Source organism: Streptomyces seoulensis, assembly GCF_004328625.1.
In the GTDB taxonomy this organism is placed as follows: Bacteria; Actinomycetota; Actinomycetes; order Streptomycetales; family Streptomycetaceae; genus Streptomyces; species Streptomyces seoulensis.
In genome coordinates this window covers 6,319,321-6,339,363 of record NZ_CP032229.1, presented here as the reverse complement: position 1 = coordinate 6,339,363, position 20,043 = coordinate 6,319,321, and the positions used below count along the sequence as shown (strand labels likewise).

The window sequence follows — 20,043 nt, the reverse complement described above, 5'->3', positions numbered from 1 at the left end:
CCCGCTCACCCGGTAGGCCGGACCCGTCTGCTTGCCCGTGTCCGCGGGGCTCTGGGCGGCGGGGCGGTGTGGTGCAGGCGGGTGCGGATGGTCAGGGCGCCGGCGACGACCACGGCGAAGGAGGCGGCGTCCAGGAGCAGGGAGATACGGACGCCGAAGTGGGCGGTGAGGAAACCGGCGATGCCCGGGGCGATGACCATGCCGCCATCGCGGTGGTCTGGGAGATCGCCGAGGCGCGCGGGATGTTGTCCTTGCCGACCATCGCCGCGGGCAGCCCGGCGAACACCGGGTGGGTGAAGGCCAGTCCGGTGGAGAGCAGTACCGCGAGCACGATCAGCAGGGCCGGGGTGGTGGTCTGGGTCATCGCCAGGCAGGCCAGGATCTGCAGCGAGGCGACCGTGACGATGAGGCGGCGGCTGTCGAAGCGGTCGGCGAACCGGCCGGTGAGCGGGGCCAGCAGCGCCGGGGGACGGCCGCGGCCAGCAGCAGGGCCATGACCGCGTACGATCCGGCGCCGTTGGCCTGGAGCAGCAGGGTCAGGGCGGTGGCGGCGGCGATGTCACCGGCGAAGGACAGTCCCCGCATGCCGGCCAGGACGTAGACGTCCCGCCACGCGGGAGCAGCCGTGGCGGTGGGGGGCGGTGGGGTGATGGCGGTCATGACGGGAGGTCAGCTCCTAGTTGCGGTCGGCGGTTTCCAGTACCCCGAGACGGGTCAGCCCCTGGGCGACGTGCACGGACCGGGCTTCGTCCACGCCCGGGAAGAAACGGGCGGCTGCCACCGCGCGGCCGTCGGCCAGGGCGCGCAGGGCCTCGGCGACGGCGTCGGGCACGGCCAGCCGGTGGCCGTTGACGAGCAGGGCGCTGCGGGCGCCGTCGCTCGGGCCGATCTCCAGCGGTACCGGGCTGCGGCGCAGCAGGGCGGCGGGGCCAGGACGTCCGCGGACGCCAGGCGTTCGAACTCCCGGGGCCGGCCGGCACCCGCGCGGGCAGCGCCCATCTCGCGCAGCCGGACCGCCTCCGCATCCGTGTCCAGGCCGGTCAGGAGTCCGGCGAGGCGGGCGGACAGGGCACCGAGCGTGGCGGCGGTGTCGGGGGCGGCGGGCTCGGCCAGGTACGGGAAGCCGTCGAAGGCGGGGTCGGCCAGGAGGTGCTGGACGGTGTCGGCCAGCAGGTCGCGCCAGCGGCGCGGCTCGACGGTGACCGACAGGTGCAGGGACACCTGGTCCTTTGCGGCCGCTGCGTGCGGGGTTCCATAGGGCAGGTACAGGACGTCACCCGCACGCAGCGTCGTCTCGATGGCCGGCGCCCCCAGGTCCTCGGGCCGGTAGGAGACCTTGCCGGCGCGGCGGCCGGCCGGCGGCTCCCAGATCCGCCAGTCCTTGGTGCCCTCGATCTGGATGACGTAGACGTCGACCGGGTCGTGGTGAGGGGCGTAGCCGTCGCGGCCGGCGGGGGTGAGGAAGGCGACGACCTCGCTCTCGCAGGCGAAGGTGGCGGCGAACATCTCGGCCAGGCGGCGGGCGGAGGGCAGGAAGTGGTTCAGCGCGTTCCAGGTGACGGTGCCGCCGGAGCGGAACAGCTCGTACACCTGCCCGGCGACGACCGCCTCGGTCAGTCCCGCCCCGCGGTCGGAGACGGTGCGGGTGTACGCCTTGCCGGGCACACCGCGGCCGTCCTTGGCGATCCGCAGGTAGGCGGGTGAGACGGTCTGCATCGCCACGATGTCGTCGAGCTGCCGCACCGACACCAGATCCCGGGCCCGGCCGTCCAGGGCGCCCCTGCGCAGCAGCGGCTTGCGGTTGAAGTACTCCTGGAAGAAGACCTGCCGGTCTCCGACGAGGTCTTCGAAGCCTTGGGGGGTCGTGGATGTGTCCACGCTCTTCGCCTCCAGCGGACGGGATAGGGCCAGGGGTGGGAACGGTGGTGCCGGTGCGGGGAATGAGGGGGCGGGCCCAGAGGGGGCCCGCCGGGCGGGGCGGGATTGCAGATGGCGGGGTGGGGCTTGGAGCGCCTCCCGCCGGGCGGGCGGGCGAGGCCCGCCGGGCGGGCGGGGCGAGGCCCGCCGGGCGGGCGGGGCGGGATCGGCGGGTGGGGCGGGGGCAGGTGGCTCGGGTGGGACGAGGCCCGCGGGGCGGGTCGGCGGGTGGCCGGCGCGGAAGGAGGGCCGCCGGGCGGGACGGCGTCGGCGGGTGGCCGGGGCCGGGGGCCCCGGTAGGACGAGGCTCGCCGGGCCGGCGGGTGGCCGGCGCGGGGCGAGGCCCGCCGGGTGGGGCGGGGCGGGGTCGACGGGTGGGGCGGGGGCAGGTGGCCCGGGTGGGACGAGGCCCGCCGGGCGGGCGGGGCGGGGTCGACGGGTGGGGCGGGGGCAGGTGGCCCCGGTAGGACGAGGCTCGCCGGGCGGGACGGGCCGGGCGGGTGGCCGGGGCGGGACGGGCGGGTGGCCGGGGCGGGGCGAGGCCCGCCGGGCGGGGCGGGGCGCCTCCCCGGCCGGCGCGCCGGGGCCCGGGGTCCAACTGCCGGGGCGAGGGGCGGGTTTTCGGTCCCCGGGGTTCGGGACTGCGGTGTCACCAGGTGGCGTCACACCCGGGGCACTCCCCTGCCCGGGGGCGGCGCCGGGGTTCAACTTCCCCAGTACGGCCGGGTGTTACGGGCCCCGGGCGGGGCTGGGTGTGTCAGGCGGTACCCGGGTGTCGCGGGCCGGTGCCGGCCGGGTGTTCAACTGCCCGGGCGGTAGCAGGTGTTGCGTGCCGGGGCTGTGCGCGGGGCCTTCCTGGGTGCGGGGGCCTGGCCCCCCCGGCAGCGGCCGGCGCGAACCGCCTGCTGCCGGGGGGCCGTGACCGGTGGCCTCGCTGCGGGGCGCGGCCGGGTCCCCCTGCCGAAGGGGGCCCGTTTCAGTGAGGGGCGACTTCGAGGACGCCCAGGCGGGTCAGGCCCTGGGCGGCCTTCGTGGCGCGCTCGGGGTCGACGCCGGGGAAGATGTCACCGGCCGGGACGTCCGCTTCCAGACCGGCGAGGGTCTCCGCGACCGGGGTGGGAACGGCGATCTTGTGACCGTTGACCGTCATCTGCGTGCGCCCGCCGTCGTTCGCGCCGAACTCCACCACCGCCGCCGTACGCCGCAGCAGCACCGAGGGGGTGATGCGGTCGGTCTCGGCGATCGTCTGGAAGGTCGTGCCGTGCGAACTGCCCGGCATCGTACGGCCCAGCTCGGCCAGCCGGTCCAGCTCCGCGCCGCTGTCCAGGGCGTCCATGCGGGCGGCCAGCGCGGCGATCTTCTGCCGGAACAGGGCCTCGGTACCGGCGTCCCGCAGGGCCCCGATGTGCGGGTACTGGTTGAACTCCGGCCCGGAAGCGGCCTGTTCGAACGTCTCGCGCAGCAGGTCCTTCCACATCCGCGGCCGCATCATGATCGACAGATGCAGCGACACCTGGTCCTCGGCGGCCGCCGCGTGCGGGTGTTGTACGGCAGGTACAGGACGTCACCCGGCTCCAGCAGGACCTCGATGGCCGGCTCGCCGAGCTCCTCGTCGGTGTAGGAGGCGTTGTCACCCTCACGCTGGGCGGGCAGGTCCCACAGCTTCCACCGCTTGGTGCCCTCCAGCTGCACGATGAACAGGTCGACCGGGTCGTGGTGCGGGAGGTAACCGCGCTTCTTGGTGGGCGTCATGAACCCCACCACGTCGGTACGCACGGCCATCTTGTCGCTGATGACACGGGTGAAGTCCCGCAGCTCGGGCACGATCTGGTTCAGCGAGCACCAGGTGACCGTCGCACCGGCCCGGAACAGCTCGTAGATCTTCTCCGGCACCACCGTGTCGGTGATGTTCACACCCTGCACGACCACACTGCGCGTGTAGCCCTTCTCAGGGACACCGGAACCGTTGTGGTTGACCTTGATGTACGGCGGCCGGATCGACTCCATGTGCAGCAGCTCGTCGAGCTTGCGGACCGACAGGATGTCCCGGACATCGCCCGGCATCGCGTTCTTCCGCAGCAGGGGCTTCTTGTCGAAGTACTCGGCAAAGAAGACCTTTTCGTCCCCCACCAGATCTTCGAATGTGAAGTCGTACATTGCATTCCTTTCAATGCCCGATGGCGTGGAACGAAAAGCTTTTATGCGGCGGAGGGGCGGCAGCCTGTACATTCGGGCCGCCCCTCCGGCCGCATCAGAATTACTGGATGTTGACGTAGTACGACGTCGCCAGCAGCTCGGCGGAGGTCTCGATGAACTCGATGTCGTCGAACGCCACGGTGTTCTCCATGCTGTTCACTCCCTCTTGTTTCCCGGAATTTCCGCCGGGCTGTCCCGGCGATGACCAAATACTCACCCCGAACGGGCAGGAACGTCAACGGAACAAAAACCTGAACAGCACGGCGGCCGGGATATACGAAAACCCGGACACGGGGACGGACGAAGAGAAGACCGGCAACCCCGGCGAAGACCAGGAACCCTTGGGTGGTGGGTGGGGTGAGCGAGGGCGACTGTCCCGGAGGCGAGAGGTGAGGGCCCGCCGGGCGCAGGGGGGCCGGGACGAGGGGGGTCAACTGCGGACAGGCGCAGTTGGACACCGGGCACAGGCCGGCCCCGGCCGGGCCGTGAACGGCGAGGAGACGGGGCCGGGAGCCCGGGTAATCCCAGGTGGGAGACGGTAGCGGGGCACATCCCCTTTACCGGGCGGACAGCGCAACCGGGGCGGCGAGGGGATCTCTCCACAGCGGCAGACGGCCCCCTCCAACCCGCCGGAGGCACACCCCCTCATACGCGAGGCGCACGGCTTTCCCGTGAACACCTCCGGAGGGAAAAGGAGTGTTCAACTGCGCTCGCCCGCAGTTGAACACCTAACCGGGCACACCTGAACACACGCGACCGGGCACGCCACGCACGGGGCCTACGGGGACGGAATGTGATGGCGGGACCCGACTTCCGGCCGGGCAGGAGACGCGATGGCGGAGCAGGCGACCTTGTACGGCCACCGGACACAGTCCCTCAGAAACAGATACGACTGGAACAGAAAGGGAGAAAACCACGGGCATACACGGCCGAAGTCAGCGGCCCGGCCCCCATTCGGACGTCCTGCCGGCTCGGGGAAGCGGGACACATCCCCTCTTCCTTCAGCAAGAAGCAGACCCCGCTTTCCCGACGGCGCAGCGCAGCTCCATGTATGCGGGCGCGGCCAAAGCCGAAGAAGCAATTGCGGCCGACTGCGGACAGACCCAGCCGACCGCGTAGACCCGCCCACCGTCCGGGGCCAGGGCGGCGGCAGCGCAGACACAGACCTCCCACCGGGACAGGGCGACGCCGTGAAACCCGGGGCCCCACGTACGGGCGGCCCGGCACAGCCCCGCGAACGCGGACGCACCCAGGAGAAACAGCACCACAGCGGGCCGGCCCGGTCCCGCGAACGCGGGCGCACCGAGGAGCAGCGGCACCACGGCCGCCAGCCCCAGCCGAACACACGCCCCCGACCGGCATCCGGGAAACTCCCCCGTCCGGCAGAGCCCCAGTAGGCATCCCGCCCGCTGGGGCGACAGCGGGGCACACGGTCCTTCCGCCACAGCGGGCACGGACCTTCAGACCCGGGCCCGGCCGACAGCGGAGACGAGGGGTCCAACTGCGGACGACCGCAGTTGAACACAGCCCGCACCACCCCCCGGGATCGTGGCCGGACGGGAAACGGCAGCCGAGGCCGGCTCCCCATCTCTTCGCGGGCGGCACGAGGCACTCTCTCTGGTCCAGGCGGCGGCGTCCCCCGCCGAGCCGGACAGCGGAACGAGCAGCCAGGGAAAGCCCCCCTCCCCCGCACCGCCAAAACCCCCAGCCCGCGAGCCGACTCCCCACCTGCCAGGAACAGGCAGAGGACAGCGGCAAAACCCGCGGCAAAGGCCTACACGACGAACACACGAAACCCGGCACGGACCTCCCCCGGACCGCAAAAGCCGGCCCCCTGGACCGGCAGGGCCCGAACCCGACACACCCCACAGGTGCGCCAGAGCCCTCACGCAGACCGGCCCCCGGCCCGGGCCGCCCTTTACGGGGCGGCCCGGGCCGGAGGCCGGTCGAGGCGGGCCGCACCCGGAGGCCACTGAGGGCGGAGCCGAGGGAGACCGGAGCCGGTGAAGCCGAGGCCGCTGAGGGCTGGGCCGGCAGGGGTCAGGACCGGAGCCGGCAGGGAGCCCGGGGGCCGGTGAGGCCGGGGGGGCCGGTGAGGCCAGGGCCGGTGAGGCCGGGGGCCGGTGAGGCCAGGAGGCCGGTGAGGCCAGGACCGGTCGGGTCAGGACCGGTCGGGTCAGGCGCCGAGGGAGGAGGGCTGGGCCAGATCCGCCTCCGGCAGATCCCTCTCGCGCAGTTCCTGCGCCAGCCGCGCCCACACCTCGCCATACCCCTCGGCAAGCTCGGCCAGCGGACCCCGGCAGTGCGCCGGAACACTGTCCAGGACCCGGCCACGGTCCCGGACCACCACCGCACACGCATCCAGCAACCGCAGCACACTACGGCCCGCGTCATTCAGCCGCAACGACGGATCCCGCCGCAACACATCGAAAACCGCCAGCAGCTCCGCCGGACTCTTCGACGCCCGCGCACGGGAAGAGCGGGCCGGACGGCCCGGCTGGGCATGCGCCCGTATCAACGACGTCACCCCAGCCGACACCCCACCACCCGCCCGCGCCCCCGAACCCCCACCAGCACCCGGCCCCGCAGACCCGGCCGCCACTCCGGCCGCCACCGCACCCAACCGCCCACCCGACACGGCAGAAGACACCCCGCCACCCACACCCCCGGACAACCCGGCAGACCCGGAAGAAGAAACCCCGGCACCCGCGCCACCATCCAGCCCCGCAGACGCGGCAGAAGAATCCCCGGCACCCGCGCCACCATCCAGCCCGGCGGACGCTGCCCCGGCATCCGCCAGGCCGGGCAGCCCGGCCGGACCGGCGGGGTCCACGCCGGCGACACGCGCCACAGCCACCCCCTCCCCACCCCCCGCACACCCCACCGCACGCGACTGCGCCGCCCGCTGCCTCGGCGGCAACGGATCCTCACCCCGCCGCAACCGGTCCCGCACATCCGCCACCGTCGCCGGAGACAACCCCGCCCGCCGCGCCACCTCACGCAACGACACCCCCGGCTCCTCCCTCAACAACCGGCACGCCACCTCCCGCGCCCGCGCCGAACCCGAACCCACCGCCCGCACCCGCCCATCACGCCCCACCCGAACCCCCGGCACCTCCACCCCACACGCCCGACGCACCTGCGCCACCTTCCGCGCCGACAACCCCGCCACCGCCGCCACCGCACGATCCGACCACCCCGGCCGCCCCACCACAATCCGCTCCGCCGCCGCCACCCGGTCCCCCACCGGCAACGACCGCCCATGCCGCACATTCACCGCCACCGCCAACAACGCGGCATCCTCCACACACCCATCAAAAAACCGCACCGCGATCCGCTCATCACCCCGCAACCGCGCCGCACACAACCGATGCACCCCATCCACCACCCGCATCGACGCCCGATGCACCACAATCGCCGACCACCCCAACCCCCACCCCAAACCCAGCCCACCCCACTCACCCGACACCAAACCCGGCCCACCAGCCGGCCCCGGGTCCGTCACCGGCACCGACTCCACAAGCTCCGCCACAAAACCCTCATCCACCCCACCACCCCGCGCCGAAAACCCCACCCCCACCTCATCCACCCCCACCCACACCACCGGCCCCCCACCCACCCCATCCCGCAACAACCTCACATAATCCCAACCCTCCACCACCGGCCCACCAGAACCCACACCCGCCACCACCCCACCCACCACACCCGACACAGACCCCTGACCCACACCCGACCCCACAGAACCCACACCCGCCACAGACCCCTCACCCACACCCACCACCACGGAATCAACCCCCACCACCGGCCCCACACCCGACCCCACCCGATCAGACCCCACACCCGCCACCACCGACACAGACCCCTGACCCACCACAGAAACCCCTCCCACCACCGACACCAACCCCACACCCACCACCCCGCTCACACCCCCACCAGGCCCCCACCCCTCACACCCTGACCCCCTGCCACCCCGAATCATCCAAACCCACCCGAACACCCACAGAACCCACAGAACCCACCACAGCAGAACCCGCCGCCACACCCCCCACCAGCGAAGAACCACCCAAAACCGAACCCACACCAGCCGAAGCCCCACCCCCCGCCAAACCAGCCCCCACCACCACGACCACACCCACCACAACCACCCGCACAACCCAGCCACCCAACATCCCCACAACCCCTCCCCAACCAACCAACACCAACACCCACCACCCTCCCCAACCCACCCCACCCACCCAACACCCCACCCCCCAGCCAAACCGGCCCTGACCTACACAGGCCACAACCAGAAGCCAGCAGCAGCACAGGGACAAGTGCCCTCGTTCAAGCGGCTGCGCCCGCCCACTGCCCCTGCTCAAGCCCCCCAGAAAGGCATCAGCGCCCCCGCCCCACCCCAGGCACAGCACTCCCGTCGCCCCCCCCCACGGCCAACGGCACGACCACCCTGACCCACGCACGGCGCCGAACGAACAACCCGCTCTCGCCGACCCCCTGCAACAACTTCGCACACGCCAACCACACCCACAGACCGAACAACCCAGCAGCCCCCCACATCGACGCCAGCCGTCGACCCCGCCTCGCGCAGAGCCTTGAATTGGTGCATGAGCGAAGACTTCGGACGGTCCAGGCCGAACCAGCCGCAGGAGTGGTCGAACTCCTCTGACTCCAGCAGGAGTTGACGGACGATACTCAGACGCAGCGGGTCGCTGAGCGTGCCAGGGCGGGCAGCAGGACGGACTTACGGCCGAGCCGGTCGGAGACCACGCTGCAGACCAGCAGCGAACCGGTCAGGCCGACGATGTAGAAGGCGAACAAGACGGTCAGCAGGCCGCTGGAGAACCCGATGTCGTGCTGCCACAGCACGTACGGCGGGGTTGCCGCCCTGGCCGCCTGCCTGGTCTTCGCCACCGCCACCAGCGTGCCCGCGCTGATCATCGCCCGGCTGTTCACCGGGATCGCGGTCGGCGCCGCCGTCTCGGCCGGGATGGCCGCCGTGAGCGATGTCGCCGGGGCCGAACGGAAGCGGACCGCCGCCCTGCTCGCCTCCTGCGCGATGGTGCTCGGCGCCGGACTCGGCCCGCTGCTCTCTGGGGTCCACACCACCTCGGCGCCCGCCCTGATCATCTCCGCGCTGCTCGCCGGCACCGGCCAGGGCATGGGACAGCTCGGCGGCCTGTCGCTGCTCAACACCGTCGTCCCGCCACGCCGCCTCGCCGAGGCCAACGCCGCGCTCAACATCGGCGGCTACCTCCCCGCCGGCCTCCTGCCCGTCCTGACCGGCCACCTCAGCGACACCACCGGCCTCACCCGCGCCACCATCCTCTTCGGCAGCGTCCTGGCAGCCCTCACCGTCGCCGGCGCACTCGTGGTCCGCACGAGCAGGCCCCACCTGACCGACCCCATCTGACAGAAACTGCACCCACCCAGGGCATCCCGACCCCGCGCACGTTTGCCACCCCCCGACGCCGGTCACCCGATACCCCTGAGTCCATGTAACCGCCGATCCGGCACGCGGCGCATTCCGTGACCGTCGGTCCGGCGTTTTGGGAAGGAACCATGACCGACATCCCCCGCACCACCACCGACTCCGGCGCCCCGGTGGAGAGCGACGAGCATTCGCTCACCGTCGGCCCCGCCGGTCCGATCCTGCTCCAGGACGCGTACCTGATCGAGCAGATGGCCCAGTTCAACCGGGAGCGCATTCCCGAGCGGCAGCCGCATGCCAAGGGCAGCGGGGCCTTCGGGCACTTCGAGGTGACGGGGGATGTCACCCCGTACACCAAGGCGGCCGTGTTCCAGCCGGGGACCCGTACGGATCTGGTCGCCCGGTTCTCCACCGTGGCCGGGGAGCGCGGGAGCCCGGACACCTGGCGTGACCCGCGCGGCTTCGCGGTGAAGTTCTACACCAGCGAAGGCAACTACGACATGGTCGGCAACAACACGCCGGTGTTCTTCGTCAAGGACCCGATGAAGTTCCAGCACTTCATCCGGTCCCAGAAGCGCCGCGCCGACAACAACCTGCGTGACCATGACATGCAGTGGGACTTCTGGACCCTCTCCCCCGAGTCGGCCCACCAGGTCACCTGGCTCATGGGCGACCGGGGCGTGCCGCGCACCTGGCGGCACATGAACGGCTACACCTCGCACACGTACATGTGGATCAACGAGGCCGGTGAGGAGTTCTGGGTCAAGTACCACTTCAAGACCGACCAGGGCATCGAGTTCTTCACCCAGGACGAGGCCGACCAGATGGCCTCAGCCGACACCGACTACCACACGCGTGATCTGTTCGAGCACATCCGGGACGGGGAGCACCCGAGCTGGACGCTGTACGTGCAGATCATGCCGTACGCGGACGCCGCCGAGTACCGCTTCAACCCGTTCGACCTGACCAAGGTGTGGCCGCACGGCGACTACCCGCTGATCGAGGTCGGCAAGATGACGCTGGACCGGAATCCGACGGACAACCACGCGGAGATCGAGCAGCTGGCGTTCCAGCCGAACAACTTCGTGCCGGGCATCGGTCCGAGCCCCGACCGCATGCTGCTGGCCCGGCTGTTCTCGTACGCCGACGCGCACCGGTACCGCATCGGTGCGAACTACGCGCAGCTCCCGGTGAACGCGCCCATCACCGACGTCCACACGTACTCCAAGGACGGGGCGATGGCGTACCGGAAGACCAGCGACCCGGTCTACGCCCCGAACTCCAAGGGCGGCCCGGCGGCCGACACCGCCGAGTTCGGCAAGCCGCCGACCTGGCACACCGACGGTGACATCACCCGTACGGCGTATGCCACGCACGCTGAGGACGACGACTGGGGGCAGGCCGGCGCCCTCGTCCGCGAGGTGCTGGACGACGACGCCCGCGACCGGCTCGTGGACAACGTCGTGGGGCATCTGCTCAACGGCGTCACCGAGCCCGTGCTCGAGCGTGCCTTCGAGTACTGGACCAACATCGACCCCAAGATCGGCGCGCGGATCGCCGAGGGCGTGCGTGCCAAGGCCGACGCGAAGGACCCGAAGGCCGCCGACCAGGGCAATCCGGCCCGCAGCAGCATGCAGCACAAGGCCTGATCACCACCCGCCGAGCGCCCCTCCCCCATCCGTGGGGCGAGGGGCGCTCGGCTGTGTGAGGACGGCGGGTGCGGGTACTGCGGATGCCATGAGTGTCACCTCCCTGATCGACACCGCCCTCGACCGTTCCGTCGTTCTCGGCTACGGCTGGCCGGGACTGCTGCTGCGCAAGGCGCTGCCGGACTGGCCCGACGAGCCCGAACGGATGGACGGCAAGGTCGTCCTCGTCACCGGCGCAGGGTCCGGCGTCGGTCTCGCGGCCGCCGTCGGCTTCGCCAGGCTGGGGGCCTCGGTGCGGGTGCTCGGCCGCAACGAGCAGCGCGCCGAGGAGGCCGCGGCGCTCACGCGGGAGCAGGCGGGCGACGACGTGGACGTACGGCCCGTCGCGTGCGATGTCAGCAGTCTGGCCGCGTTGCGGGACTTCACCGCGCGGTTCCTGGAGACGGAGGACCGGCTGGACGTGCTGGTCAACAACGCGGGCGTGATGCCGGACGAGCGGCAGCACAGTGTGGACGGGGTGGAGCTGACGTTCGCCACGCATGTGCTCGCGCCCTACGTGCTGATCGAGGAGCTGACGCCGCTGCTCGTGCGCTCCGCGCCGTCGGTGGTGATCAACGTGACCTCGGGAGGGCAGTACAGCCAGCAGCTCTCCGCCGGTGACCCTGAGTCCGAGGAGACGTCGTACAGCCCGAAGAAGTTCTACGCCCGGAGCAAGCGGGCCCAGGTCGTGGTGACCGAGAAGTGGGCGGAGCGGCTGCACGACCAGGGTGTGCATGTGCACTCGATGCATCCGGGGTGGGCCGACACGAAGGGGGTCCAGCAGTGGATGCCGGTCTTCCGCGCGGTGACCCGGCCCATCATCCGCACCCCTGCCCAGGGCGCCGACACGATCGTCTGGCTCGGCACGGCCCCTGAGGCCACCGAAACCGACGGCCTCTTCTGGCACGACCGCCGGCCCCGGCCGACGACGTATCCGATCGGGGCGGGGGTGGACTCGGAGGAGGTCCGGGGGGAGCTGTGGGAGTACGTGTCGTCTCTTGCGCATGGGGAGCGTGCCTGAGGGCATGTGCGGCGGACGCGGGTCCGCAGGGTGAGGAGAGGGGCGGCTGCCGTTCGGGGGGGCGCTGGTCGAAGGATGGGGCACGGTCGCGCCTTCCTAGGCGCGGCGCTGCGGTGGTGGTGGGAGTAGGTATCTGATCAAGGCTGTCACCGCTGCGCCGGCCGGGGCTACGCACCAGCGTTCTGTGCGGGGGAGGACCGGGAGGCCGAGTTGGGTGCGGGACCAGGCGGGGAGGAGGGAGGCGGCTGCGGCGCCGAGGAGGAGGTACGGGGGGAGGACGGGTTTGGGGAGGGGTGGGCGGAGGAGGATGTAGTGGACTGCTTCGCGGGTCTGGGGGGTCAGGCGTAGTTCGGGGCGGTACGAGTTCAGGCGGGTGCGGAGTTCGCGGAGCGATGTCGGGGGGTGCTCGACGCCCATCGCGGTGGCCACTCGCGCCATGTCGGCCACGTACGCGTCCTGGCCCGCCGCGTTCAGCGGGTGTCTGCCGTAGCGCTGGTGGGCCGTGAGGAAGCAGTACGCCTCGGCGCAGTGGACCCAGGCCAGGAGGTGGGGGTCGGAGGCGTGGTACGGCTCGCCGTCCGGCGTGCGGCCCCGGATGTGCTCGTGGACGGCTCGTACGCGGTCGACGGCTCGCTGGGCGTCGTCCGCCGCGCCGTAGGTGGTGTAGGCGAGGAAGGTGCTGGTGCGGGCGAGGCGGCCCCAGGGGTCGTTGCGGTAGTCGGAGTGGTCGGCCACCGCGGTCATCGCCAGGGGGTGCAGGGACTGGAGCAGCAGGGCGGCCAGACCGCCGGGGAACATGGACGCGTCGCCGTGGACCACGCGGATCGGGCGGTCGGGGGCGAACCAGCGGGGGCCGGGTGTGCCGTGGACGTGGCGCCGGCTTTCGGGGCCGTCGGGGCCCGCCACTCCGCGGAAGAGGGCGTCGCCGAGGCGTCCGCGCAGGCCGGGGCGGGGGGCCGTGGCGGCCGTGGTCACGCGGCTCGAATACGGGCGCGTGCGCGTGGGTGGGGTGTGGTCGACCATCGCCCTGCCCCTATCCCTCGACTGTACGTAAGTGAACATCGGCGGAGCGTGCGGTGCCAGTCGCATCGTTACTGCATCGCTTCCCGGTCGTGCCCTGCCAGCCGGAGGGGTGCCGATACTCGGTGGCGCCGAAGGACGGTCATCCGCGAGCATGCGGGCCATGACTGAGCAGCCCGCGCGATGGACCGAGGCGACCGTCTACCCCGACATGTGGTCCGATCCGGATGTCGACCCGCGTGAAGGGCCCAGTCCGGAGGGTGAGTTGGCCACCCTGATGGACTACCTGACCAATTACCGCCTCACCCTCCGGATGAAGTGCGAGGGCCTGGACCCGGCGCAGCTCGCGCTCCGGTCGGTACCCCCCTCGACCATGTCGCTCCTCGGACTCGTCCGGCATCTCGCCGAGGTGGAGCGGGACTGGCGGAACTGGATCAGCGAGGGTGAGCCGCTGCCGAAGCTGTACGGGGTGCGGGACGCGGACTTCGAGGATGCCGTCGGCGAACAGGACGCAGTCGAGCGGGCGTTCCTTGACCTGGAGCGTGAACAGGCCGCGACCGATGCTGTGTTGGTCGGGCACTCTGCCGACCTCGGGGCACGTATCGGCCGGGAGGAGATCGCCGTGCGGGAGTTGATGGTGCACCGCGTCGAGGAGTACGCACGGCACTGCGGCCACGCCGATCTGCTGCGGGAGCGTATTGACGGGAGGGTGGGCCAGTGAGGCCCGCGCCTTGCGACGTCCCCCTTGGGGGTGCCCGGCCGTACCTGTAGCGAGCCGCCCGGCCGGGCACCCTCAGGAGTGCCCGGCCGCACAGCCTCACTGCCGGTACGAGCCCATCTGCCGTACCGTCACCCGGTCCAGCTTCACGGAGCCCTCCTCGGCGAACGCCTGGACCCCGTCGGATGCGGGGTCGGGGAACACCAGGTCGGTGATGGTCGCCTCGCCGTCGCCGCCGTACACCTCGACCGAGGACCAGTCGATGAGTATCCGGAGCCGGATCTTGCCGTCGCGGGGCTTCAGCGGGGCGCGCTGTACTCCGGGGAACGACGGGCTGAAGTCCGTCAACCCGGAGCGGGTGCGGTCGACGTACATCTCGCCGGTCGTGCGGTCGTAGCCGACGACCGTCTCCTCTCCCCCGCTGCCCGTGCGGACCTTGAGGCCGAAGCGGGTGGCGTCGCGGACGGAGAACGTGGCGTCGATGTCGAGGGCCTTGCCCTTGGCGGCCAGGGAGCGGGAGGTGCTGGTGACGGTGAGGCCCGTCGTCGTGGTGGGCTGCCGCCACAGGGTGGAGAGCGCGGGTACCGGCTCGCTGATCAGGCGGGCGCGGCCGTCGACGGTGCGCAGGGTGAGGCGGCGGGGGACGGTCTGGGCGCTGCGCCAGGGGGTGGTGGGGGTGGTGCCCGCGTAGTCGAGGCCGGCCATCCAGCCGATCATGTACCGCTGGCCGTCGGGGGCGTCGTTCCAGGTCACGGCCGCGTAGTGGTCCTTGCCGTAGTCGACCCAGGAGGCGCGGTCGACGGCGGAGCGGGCGGGGGCCTGGGCCGCCGTGAAGCTGTCGGCCATGATGTGGCCCCAGCCGCCGGTGTTGCGGTCGACCAGCTGGATGCGGGCGGTTCGGCCCTGGTAGGGGCGCAGGTCGAAGGAGGCCCAGTCCATCGCCTCGCTGTCGGAGCCGGTGACGCTGCGGACCACCTGTCCGTCGACCAGGAGGTTCACCGCCGTCTCGTCGGTGGGGCCCTGGGCGCGGGTGTCGGAGAGGACGAGGTGGTCGACGTTGAGGTGGCCCCAGCGGCCGGTGTTGTCGTCGGTGATCCGGACGCGGGCCCGCTTTCCTCTGAGGTCGCGCACGTCCCAGGAGGCCCAGTCGAGCGCCTCGGCGTCGCGGCCGGTGGTGGTGCGGACGGTGCGGCCGTCCACGAGGAGTTCGACGGCGGTGCGGTTCGCCGAGGTGGCGGGGTGGTTGCCGCCGCCCACGAGGAAGTCGAGGTAGTCCTTGTCGAGGGTGAACTCGGGTGAGGTGAGCGTACCGGTGGCGGTGTCGCCGCCGAGGTAGGTGTTGACCAGGCCGTCGCCGAGCCAGCCGGAGACCTGCTGCTGGTCGGGGAGGGTGCCGGTGGCCGGTGCGGTGCCGAAGGCGTCGCCGGTCGCGGTCCAGCCGCCGTACGTGCCGCCCTCGAAGTCGGCGACGAGGGTGCCCTCGGGGGTGGGGCCCCGGTCCACGGAGGTGCCGGGTCGGTGCGGGTGTCGGCCGCCGCCGACCTTGAAGTTGAGGTACGGGGTGCTCACCGTGAAGCCGGGTGAGGTAAGGGTGCCGGTGCTCGGGTCGCCGCCGTGGAAGCTGTTGGCGAGGCCCTTGCCGTCGAACCCGGTGACCGTCTGCTGGCCGTCCACCGCGCCGGACGCGGGGCCGGCACCGAAGGCGGTGCCGGTGGCGCTCCAGTCGCCGAAGCCGGCCCCCTCGAAGTCCTGGACCGGCGTGCCGGACGGCGGGGTGTAGCTGCCGTCGTCGTCCGGGGTGAACCGGGTGCCGTCGAAGTCGCCGGTGAAGTACTGGGTGCCCGAACCGCCCGCCACCGCACCGGGGTTGACGTTGGTGACCAGCACCCATTTGACCTTGCCCGGGGTACCGTCGACGGCGAGGGGGAAGAGGTCCGGGCATTCCCAGACGCCGCCGGTCGCGCCCGCCGGGCCGAAGTCGCTCAGCAGCTTCCAGTCCTTGAGGTTCTTGGAGGTGTAGAAGCGGACCTTGTGCTCGGTGGGCAGCGCGACCGTCATCAGCCAGCTCTTGGTGGGCGCGTACCACTGGACCTTGGGGTCGCGGAACTCGGTGGAGCCGATGTCCAGTACGGGGTTGCCCTGGTACTTGGTCCAGGTGCGGCCGCGGTCGGTGCTGTAGGCGAGGGACTGGGCCTGCTTGCCGCCGCTCTTGTAGGCGCTGGTGTACGCGGCGACCATCGGCGGATTGCCCGGGGTGCCGAAGCCGCTGGTGTTGTTCCGGTCGACCACCGCGCTGCCGGAGAACACCATCTCCTTGTCGTCGTGGGACAGCGCGAGCGGGAGCTGCTTCCAGTGCACGAGGTCGGTGCTCACCGCGTGGCCCCAGGACATGTCGCCCCAGGAGCTGCCGTTCGGGTTGTACTGGTAGAAGAGGTGGTATTCACCCTGGTAGTACACGAGACCGTTGGGGTCGTTCATCCAGTTCTTCTCGGGGGTGAAGTGGAATTGCGGCCGGTAGGTCTCGGTGTACGGCGGTGTGTCGGCGGCGGCCGCCGGCGGGGTGAGCGAAGTGGCCGCCAGGGCGCAGGCGGCCAGTGACGCCGCGATCAGCCAGGCGCGGGCGTGCCGCGCTCCACGTACGGAGCTCATGACATCTCCTGTGCTGCGGTCGGCCCCGCGGCGGAGCGTGACGCGCGGGGCGCACGGGTCCGGGAAGGAGTGGGCAGGCCGCCGGTGCCGTCGTCCCTGGCGTCGGCGGGAGATGTCATCGTTGACTCATGTCATCGATGACAGCGAGCGGGTGCGTCGATGATGCGGCAGGGACAGGGGCGCGTCAACGGTTCGCGCGCAGGCGTCCGTTGGCCGATTCACGACGTAGGGCAGAAGCCGTTTGCGTTGCCGATTTGTGACAGGCCCAGGGCATTGACGGCGCCCCGAGGGGCCGTCCATAGTCCTCGCCATGCCGTGTCAACGATGACATAAGTCAACGATGACACCTCGGGACGGCATGCTCCGATGCCGGCCGCGCCGCTCGCAATCCCGCAGGAGTCGTTCATGTCTCGCAATCCTCGTCCGCACCTGTCCCTGCTGAGAGTCGCCGCGTGTACGGGCGCCCTGGCCCTGGCCCTCACGGCGTGCGGCTCCGGCTCCGGCGCGGGGTCGTCCAAGTCCGGTTCGGGCGGGGTCAAGGTCGGGCTGATCACCAAGACCGACACCAACCCGTTCTTCGTGAAGATGAAGGAGGGCGCGGAGCGGTCGGCCAAGGAGAACGGCGCCCAACTCCTCACGGCGGCAGGCAAGTTCGACGGGGACAACGCCGGTCAGGTGACCGCGATCGAGAACATGGTGGCGTCCGGGGTGAAGGGCATCCTGATCACGCCGAGCGACTCCAAAGCGATCGTGCCCGCGCTGGCCAAGGCCCGCGCCAAGGGCGTGCTGGTGATCGCGCTGGACACCCCGACCGAGCCGCAGAGCGCGGTGGACGCGCTGTTCGCCACGGACAACCTGAAGGCGGGCGAGCTGATCGGTGAGTACGCCAAGGCGGCGATGAAGGGCAAGAAGGCGAAGATCGCCACGCTGGACCTGGCGCCGGGCGTCTCGGTGGGCGTGCAGCGGCACGACGGGTTCCTCAAGGGCTTCGGGGTCGGCGCCAAGGACCCCTCCGTGGTCTGCTCCCAGGACACCGCCGGTGACCAGACCAAGGGGCAGACGGCGATGGAGAACTGCCTCCAGAAGGAACCGGGCATCAACGTCGTCTACACGATCAACGAGCCCGCGGCGCTGGGCGCTTACACCGCGCTGAAGGCCAAGGGCCGCGAGAAGGACGTACTGATCGTCTCCGTGGACGGCGGCTGCACCGGCACCAAGGCGGTCAAGGACGGGAAGATCGCGGCGACTTCGCAGCAGTACCCGCTCAAGATGGCCGCCGAGGGCGTGAAGGCTGTGGTGTCGTACGCCAAGGACGGGAAGAAGGCGTCCGGTTACACCGACACCGGCGTCACCCTGATCACCGACAAGGCGCAGTCCGGGGTGGACGCGAAGGACACCGCGTACGGCCTGGACAACTGCTGGGGCTGAGCCTCCGGCTCCCTCCACCGGGCGGCCGGCCCGGCCACTCCCCCGCCGGTCCGGCCGCCCCCGCTCCTCCCCTTCGAGTCCCCCGACCTCCGTCAAGCCCTTCGACAAGGACGTCGTATGACCGCCACGACCACGCCGTACGCCGGGCTCACGGCGCCGAGCACGGCGCGCCGACTGCTCACGGCACCCACCGCCGGTCCCCTGGCCGCCCTCCTGATCGCCTGTGTCTTCTTCTCCTTCTCCACCGACCAGTTCCTCACCGGCGGGAACTTCTCGCTGATCGTGCAGCAGGTCATGGTCGTGGGGACGCTCGCCATCGGGCAGACCCTGATCATCCTGACGGCGGGGATCGACCTGTCGTGCGGGGCGGTGATGGCGTTCGGCAGCATCATGATGGCGCGGATGGCGGCCGAGGGTACGCTGCCGCCGCTGCTCGCCATCGGCCTGGGGCTGCTGGTGTGCGCCGGATTCGGGCTGCTGAACGGGGTGTTGACGGAGAAGATCCCGCTGCCGCCGTTCATCGTCACCCTCGGCATGCTGAACGTGGCGTTCGCGCTGACCCACATCTACTCCAAGGAGCAGACGGTCACCGAGCTGCCCGGACCGCTCACCGCGCTCGGCGGCACCTTCCCGCTCGGCCACACCGACATCACCTACGGGTCGCTGGTCACCATCGCCCTGTTCCTGCTGTTCGCCTACGCGCTGAGCGGCACCGGCTGGGGCCGGCACGTGTACGCGCTCGGCAACAGCGTGGAGGCGGCCCGGCTGAACGGCGTCCGCACCTCCCGGCTCACCATCGGCGTGTACACGGTCGCCGGGCTGCTCTACGGGGTGGCCGCGCTGCTGCTCGTCTCCCGTACCGGCGTCGGTGATCCGCAGGCGGGGCAGACGGACAACCTGGACAGCATCACCGCCGTGGTCATCGGCGGGACCTCCCTGTTCGGCGGGCGCGGTTCGGTGCTGGGCACGTTCATCGGTGTGCTCATCGTCGGGGTGTTCCGCAACGGCCTCCAGTTGATGGGGGTCGCGTCCATCTACCAGACACTGATCACCGGGGTCCTGGTGATCCTCGCGGTGACCGTCGACCAGATCTCCCGGAAGAGGGCCCGATGACCGCCGCCGACTCCCCCACGCCCGTCCTCCAGGCCCGCGGTCTGGTCAAGCGCTACGGCCAGGTGACCGCCATCGACGGCGCCGACTTCGATCTGCTGCCCGGTGAGGTGCTGGCGGTGATCGGGGACAACGGCGCCGGGAAGACCAGCCTCATCAAGGCGCTGACCGGGGCGATCGTGCCGGACGCGGGCGAGATCCGGCTGAACGGCGAGCCGATCCGGTTCACCGGGCCGCAGAGCGCCCGCGCGCACGGCATCGAGACGGTCCATCAGGATCTCGCGGTCGCCGCCTCGATGGACATCGCGTCCAACATGTTCCTGGGCCGGGAGCTGCGCCGGCCCGGTGTGCTGGGCAGTGTCTTCCGGATGCTGGACAAGAAGCGGATGCGGCAGGAGGCCGCCGAGCACATGGCCGGTCTGAAGATCGGGCTGCGCTCGCTGACCCAGGCCGTGGAGACGCTCTCCGGCGGGCAGCGGCAGGCGGTCGCGGTGGCGCGGTCGGTTGCCTGGGCGCGCAGTGTCGTGGTGATGGACGAGCCGACGGCCGCGCTCGGGGTGAAGGAGTCCGGCCAGGTGCTCGACCTGATCCGGCGGGTCCGGGACAGGGGGCTGCCGGTGGTGCTGATCAGCCACAACATGCCGCATGTCTTCGAGATCGCGGACCACGTCCACGTACACCGGCTGGGCCGCCGGGCGGCGGTGATCAAGCCGTCGGAGTACTCGATGGCCGAGGTGGTCGCCATCATGACCGGGGCGCTCACGGTGGACGGGAGCGGAGGTACGGTCGTCGCGGACTCCGAGGCCGCGAAGGCCGCCGGGGTCCAGGCCACCTGACTTCCACGGCCCGGGGGTTCCCGGCCGGAGCCGAC

General features: G+C 71.3%; 14 protein-coding genes and 3 pseudogenes. 7 read left to right on the top strand and 10 right to left on the bottom strand.

The features are described 5' to 3' along the window. Nucleotides 1–91: 91 nt before the first annotated feature. The 8 genes and pseudogenes from D0Z67_RS29020 to D0Z67_RS28980 all read right to left on the bottom strand — a co-directional run. The gene (locus D0Z67_RS29020) at nucleotides 92–457 is read right to left on the bottom strand and encodes an MFS transporter (protein ID WP_244942382.1); all 366 of its coding nucleotides are present in this window, start codon (nucleotides 455–457) and stop codon (nucleotides 92–94) included. Beyond that, nucleotides 361–660 (bottom strand): hypothetical protein, encoded by a 300-nt coding sequence (locus D0Z67_RS30350; protein WP_244942376.1) that lies wholly within the window; start codon nucleotides 658–660, stop codon nucleotides 361–363. The genes D0Z67_RS29020 and D0Z67_RS30350 overlap by 97 nt, the downstream gene beginning before the upstream one ends. Nucleotides 661–714: 54 nt before the next feature. After that, complete coding sequence (locus D0Z67_RS29830; RefSeq protein ID WP_165507365.1) at nucleotides 715–1,878, bottom strand: JmjC domain-containing protein; 1,164 nt, start codon at nucleotides 1,876–1,878, stop codon at nucleotides 715–717. 1,015 nt (nucleotides 1,879–2,893) lie between these two features. Then, complete coding sequence (locus D0Z67_RS29010; protein WP_131589727.1) at nucleotides 2,894–3,430, bottom strand: hypothetical protein; 537 nt, start codon at nucleotides 3,428–3,430, stop codon at nucleotides 2,894–2,896. Then, a complete protein-coding gene (locus D0Z67_RS29005; protein ID WP_165507364.1) occupies nucleotides 3,406–4,074 on the bottom strand; it encodes a JmjC domain-containing protein in 669 nt (222 codons plus the stop codon). The genes D0Z67_RS29010 and D0Z67_RS29005 overlap by 25 nt, the downstream gene beginning before the upstream one ends. Nucleotides 4,075–6,289: 2,215 nt before the next feature. Continuing rightward, a complete protein-coding gene (locus tag D0Z67_RS29825) occupies nucleotides 6,290–6,481 on the bottom strand; it encodes a hypothetical protein (protein WP_158713913.1) in 192 nt (63 codons plus the stop codon). A 2,196-nt stretch (nucleotides 6,482–8,677) separates the two neighbouring features. Beyond that, nucleotides 8,678–8,830, bottom strand: a pseudogene (locus D0Z67_RS30340) (ArsR family transcriptional regulator); the annotation flags it as partial. Continuing rightward, nucleotides 8,827–9,048 (bottom strand): annotated as a pseudogene (locus D0Z67_RS28980) (hypothetical protein); the annotation flags it as partial. The pseudogenes D0Z67_RS30340 and D0Z67_RS28980, both read right to left, overlap by 4 nt. Between D0Z67_RS28980 and D0Z67_RS28975 the strand changes: the two are divergent. The 3 genes and pseudogenes from D0Z67_RS28975 to D0Z67_RS28965 all read left to right on the top strand — a co-directional run. After that, nucleotides 8,981–9,520, top strand: a pseudogene (locus D0Z67_RS28975) (MFS transporter); the annotation flags it as partial. The pseudogenes D0Z67_RS28980 and D0Z67_RS28975 sit on opposite strands and share 68 nt — an antisense overlap. Before the next feature lie 149 nt (nucleotides 9,521–9,669). After that, a complete protein-coding gene (locus D0Z67_RS28970) occupies nucleotides 9,670–11,187 on the top strand; it encodes a catalase (RefSeq protein WP_031179579.1) in 1,518 nt (505 codons plus the stop codon). A gap of 88 nt (nucleotides 11,188–11,275) precedes the next feature. Further along, nucleotides 11,276–12,247, top strand: coding sequence for an SDR family NAD(P)-dependent oxidoreductase (locus D0Z67_RS28965; protein ID WP_031179578.1), 972 nt, complete (start codon nucleotides 11,276–11,278; stop codon nucleotides 12,245–12,247). 96 nt (nucleotides 12,248–12,343) lie between these two features. On the opposite strand, the gene D0Z67_RS28960 is transcribed toward D0Z67_RS28965, so the two are convergent. Then, on the bottom strand, nucleotides 12,344–13,222 hold the full coding sequence (locus D0Z67_RS28960) for an oxygenase MpaB family protein (protein ID WP_037774409.1): 879 nt from the start codon (nucleotides 13,220–13,222) through the stop codon (nucleotides 12,344–12,346). Between the two features lie 208 nt (nucleotides 13,223–13,430). Between D0Z67_RS28960 and D0Z67_RS28955 the strand changes: the two genes are divergently transcribed. Continuing rightward, nucleotides 13,431–13,988, top strand: coding sequence for a DinB family protein (locus D0Z67_RS28955; RefSeq protein ID WP_382851243.1), 558 nt, complete (start codon nucleotides 13,431–13,433; stop codon nucleotides 13,986–13,988). A gap of 96 nt (nucleotides 13,989–14,084) precedes the next feature. On the opposite strand, the gene D0Z67_RS28950 is transcribed toward D0Z67_RS28955, so the two are convergent. After that, nucleotides 14,085–16,634 (bottom strand): GH32 C-terminal domain-containing protein, encoded by a 2,550-nt coding sequence (locus D0Z67_RS28950; protein WP_031179575.1) that lies wholly within the window; start codon nucleotides 16,632–16,634, stop codon nucleotides 14,085–14,087. 405 nt (nucleotides 16,635–17,039) lie between these two features. On the opposite strand from D0Z67_RS28950, the gene D0Z67_RS28945 reads away from it, so the two are divergent. From D0Z67_RS28945 to D0Z67_RS28935, 3 genes are all read left to right on the top strand, one after another. After that, nucleotides 17,040–18,062, top strand: coding sequence for a sugar ABC transporter substrate-binding protein (locus tag D0Z67_RS28945; RefSeq protein ID WP_031179574.1), 1,023 nt, complete (start codon nucleotides 17,040–17,042; stop codon nucleotides 18,060–18,062). Nucleotides 18,063–18,179: 117 nt separating this feature from the next. Beyond that, the gene (locus tag D0Z67_RS28940; protein WP_031179573.1) at nucleotides 18,180–19,175 is read left to right on the top strand and encodes an ABC transporter permease; all 996 of its coding nucleotides are present in this window, start codon (nucleotides 18,180–18,182) and stop codon (nucleotides 19,173–19,175) included. Continuing rightward, the gene (locus tag D0Z67_RS28935; protein ID WP_031179572.1) at nucleotides 19,172–20,008 is read left to right on the top strand and encodes an ATP-binding cassette domain-containing protein; all 837 of its coding nucleotides are present in this window, start codon (nucleotides 19,172–19,174) and stop codon (nucleotides 20,006–20,008) included. Before D0Z67_RS28940 ends, D0Z67_RS28935 begins: the two co-directional genes overlap by 4 nt. Nucleotides 20,009–20,043: the final 35 nt, after the last annotated feature.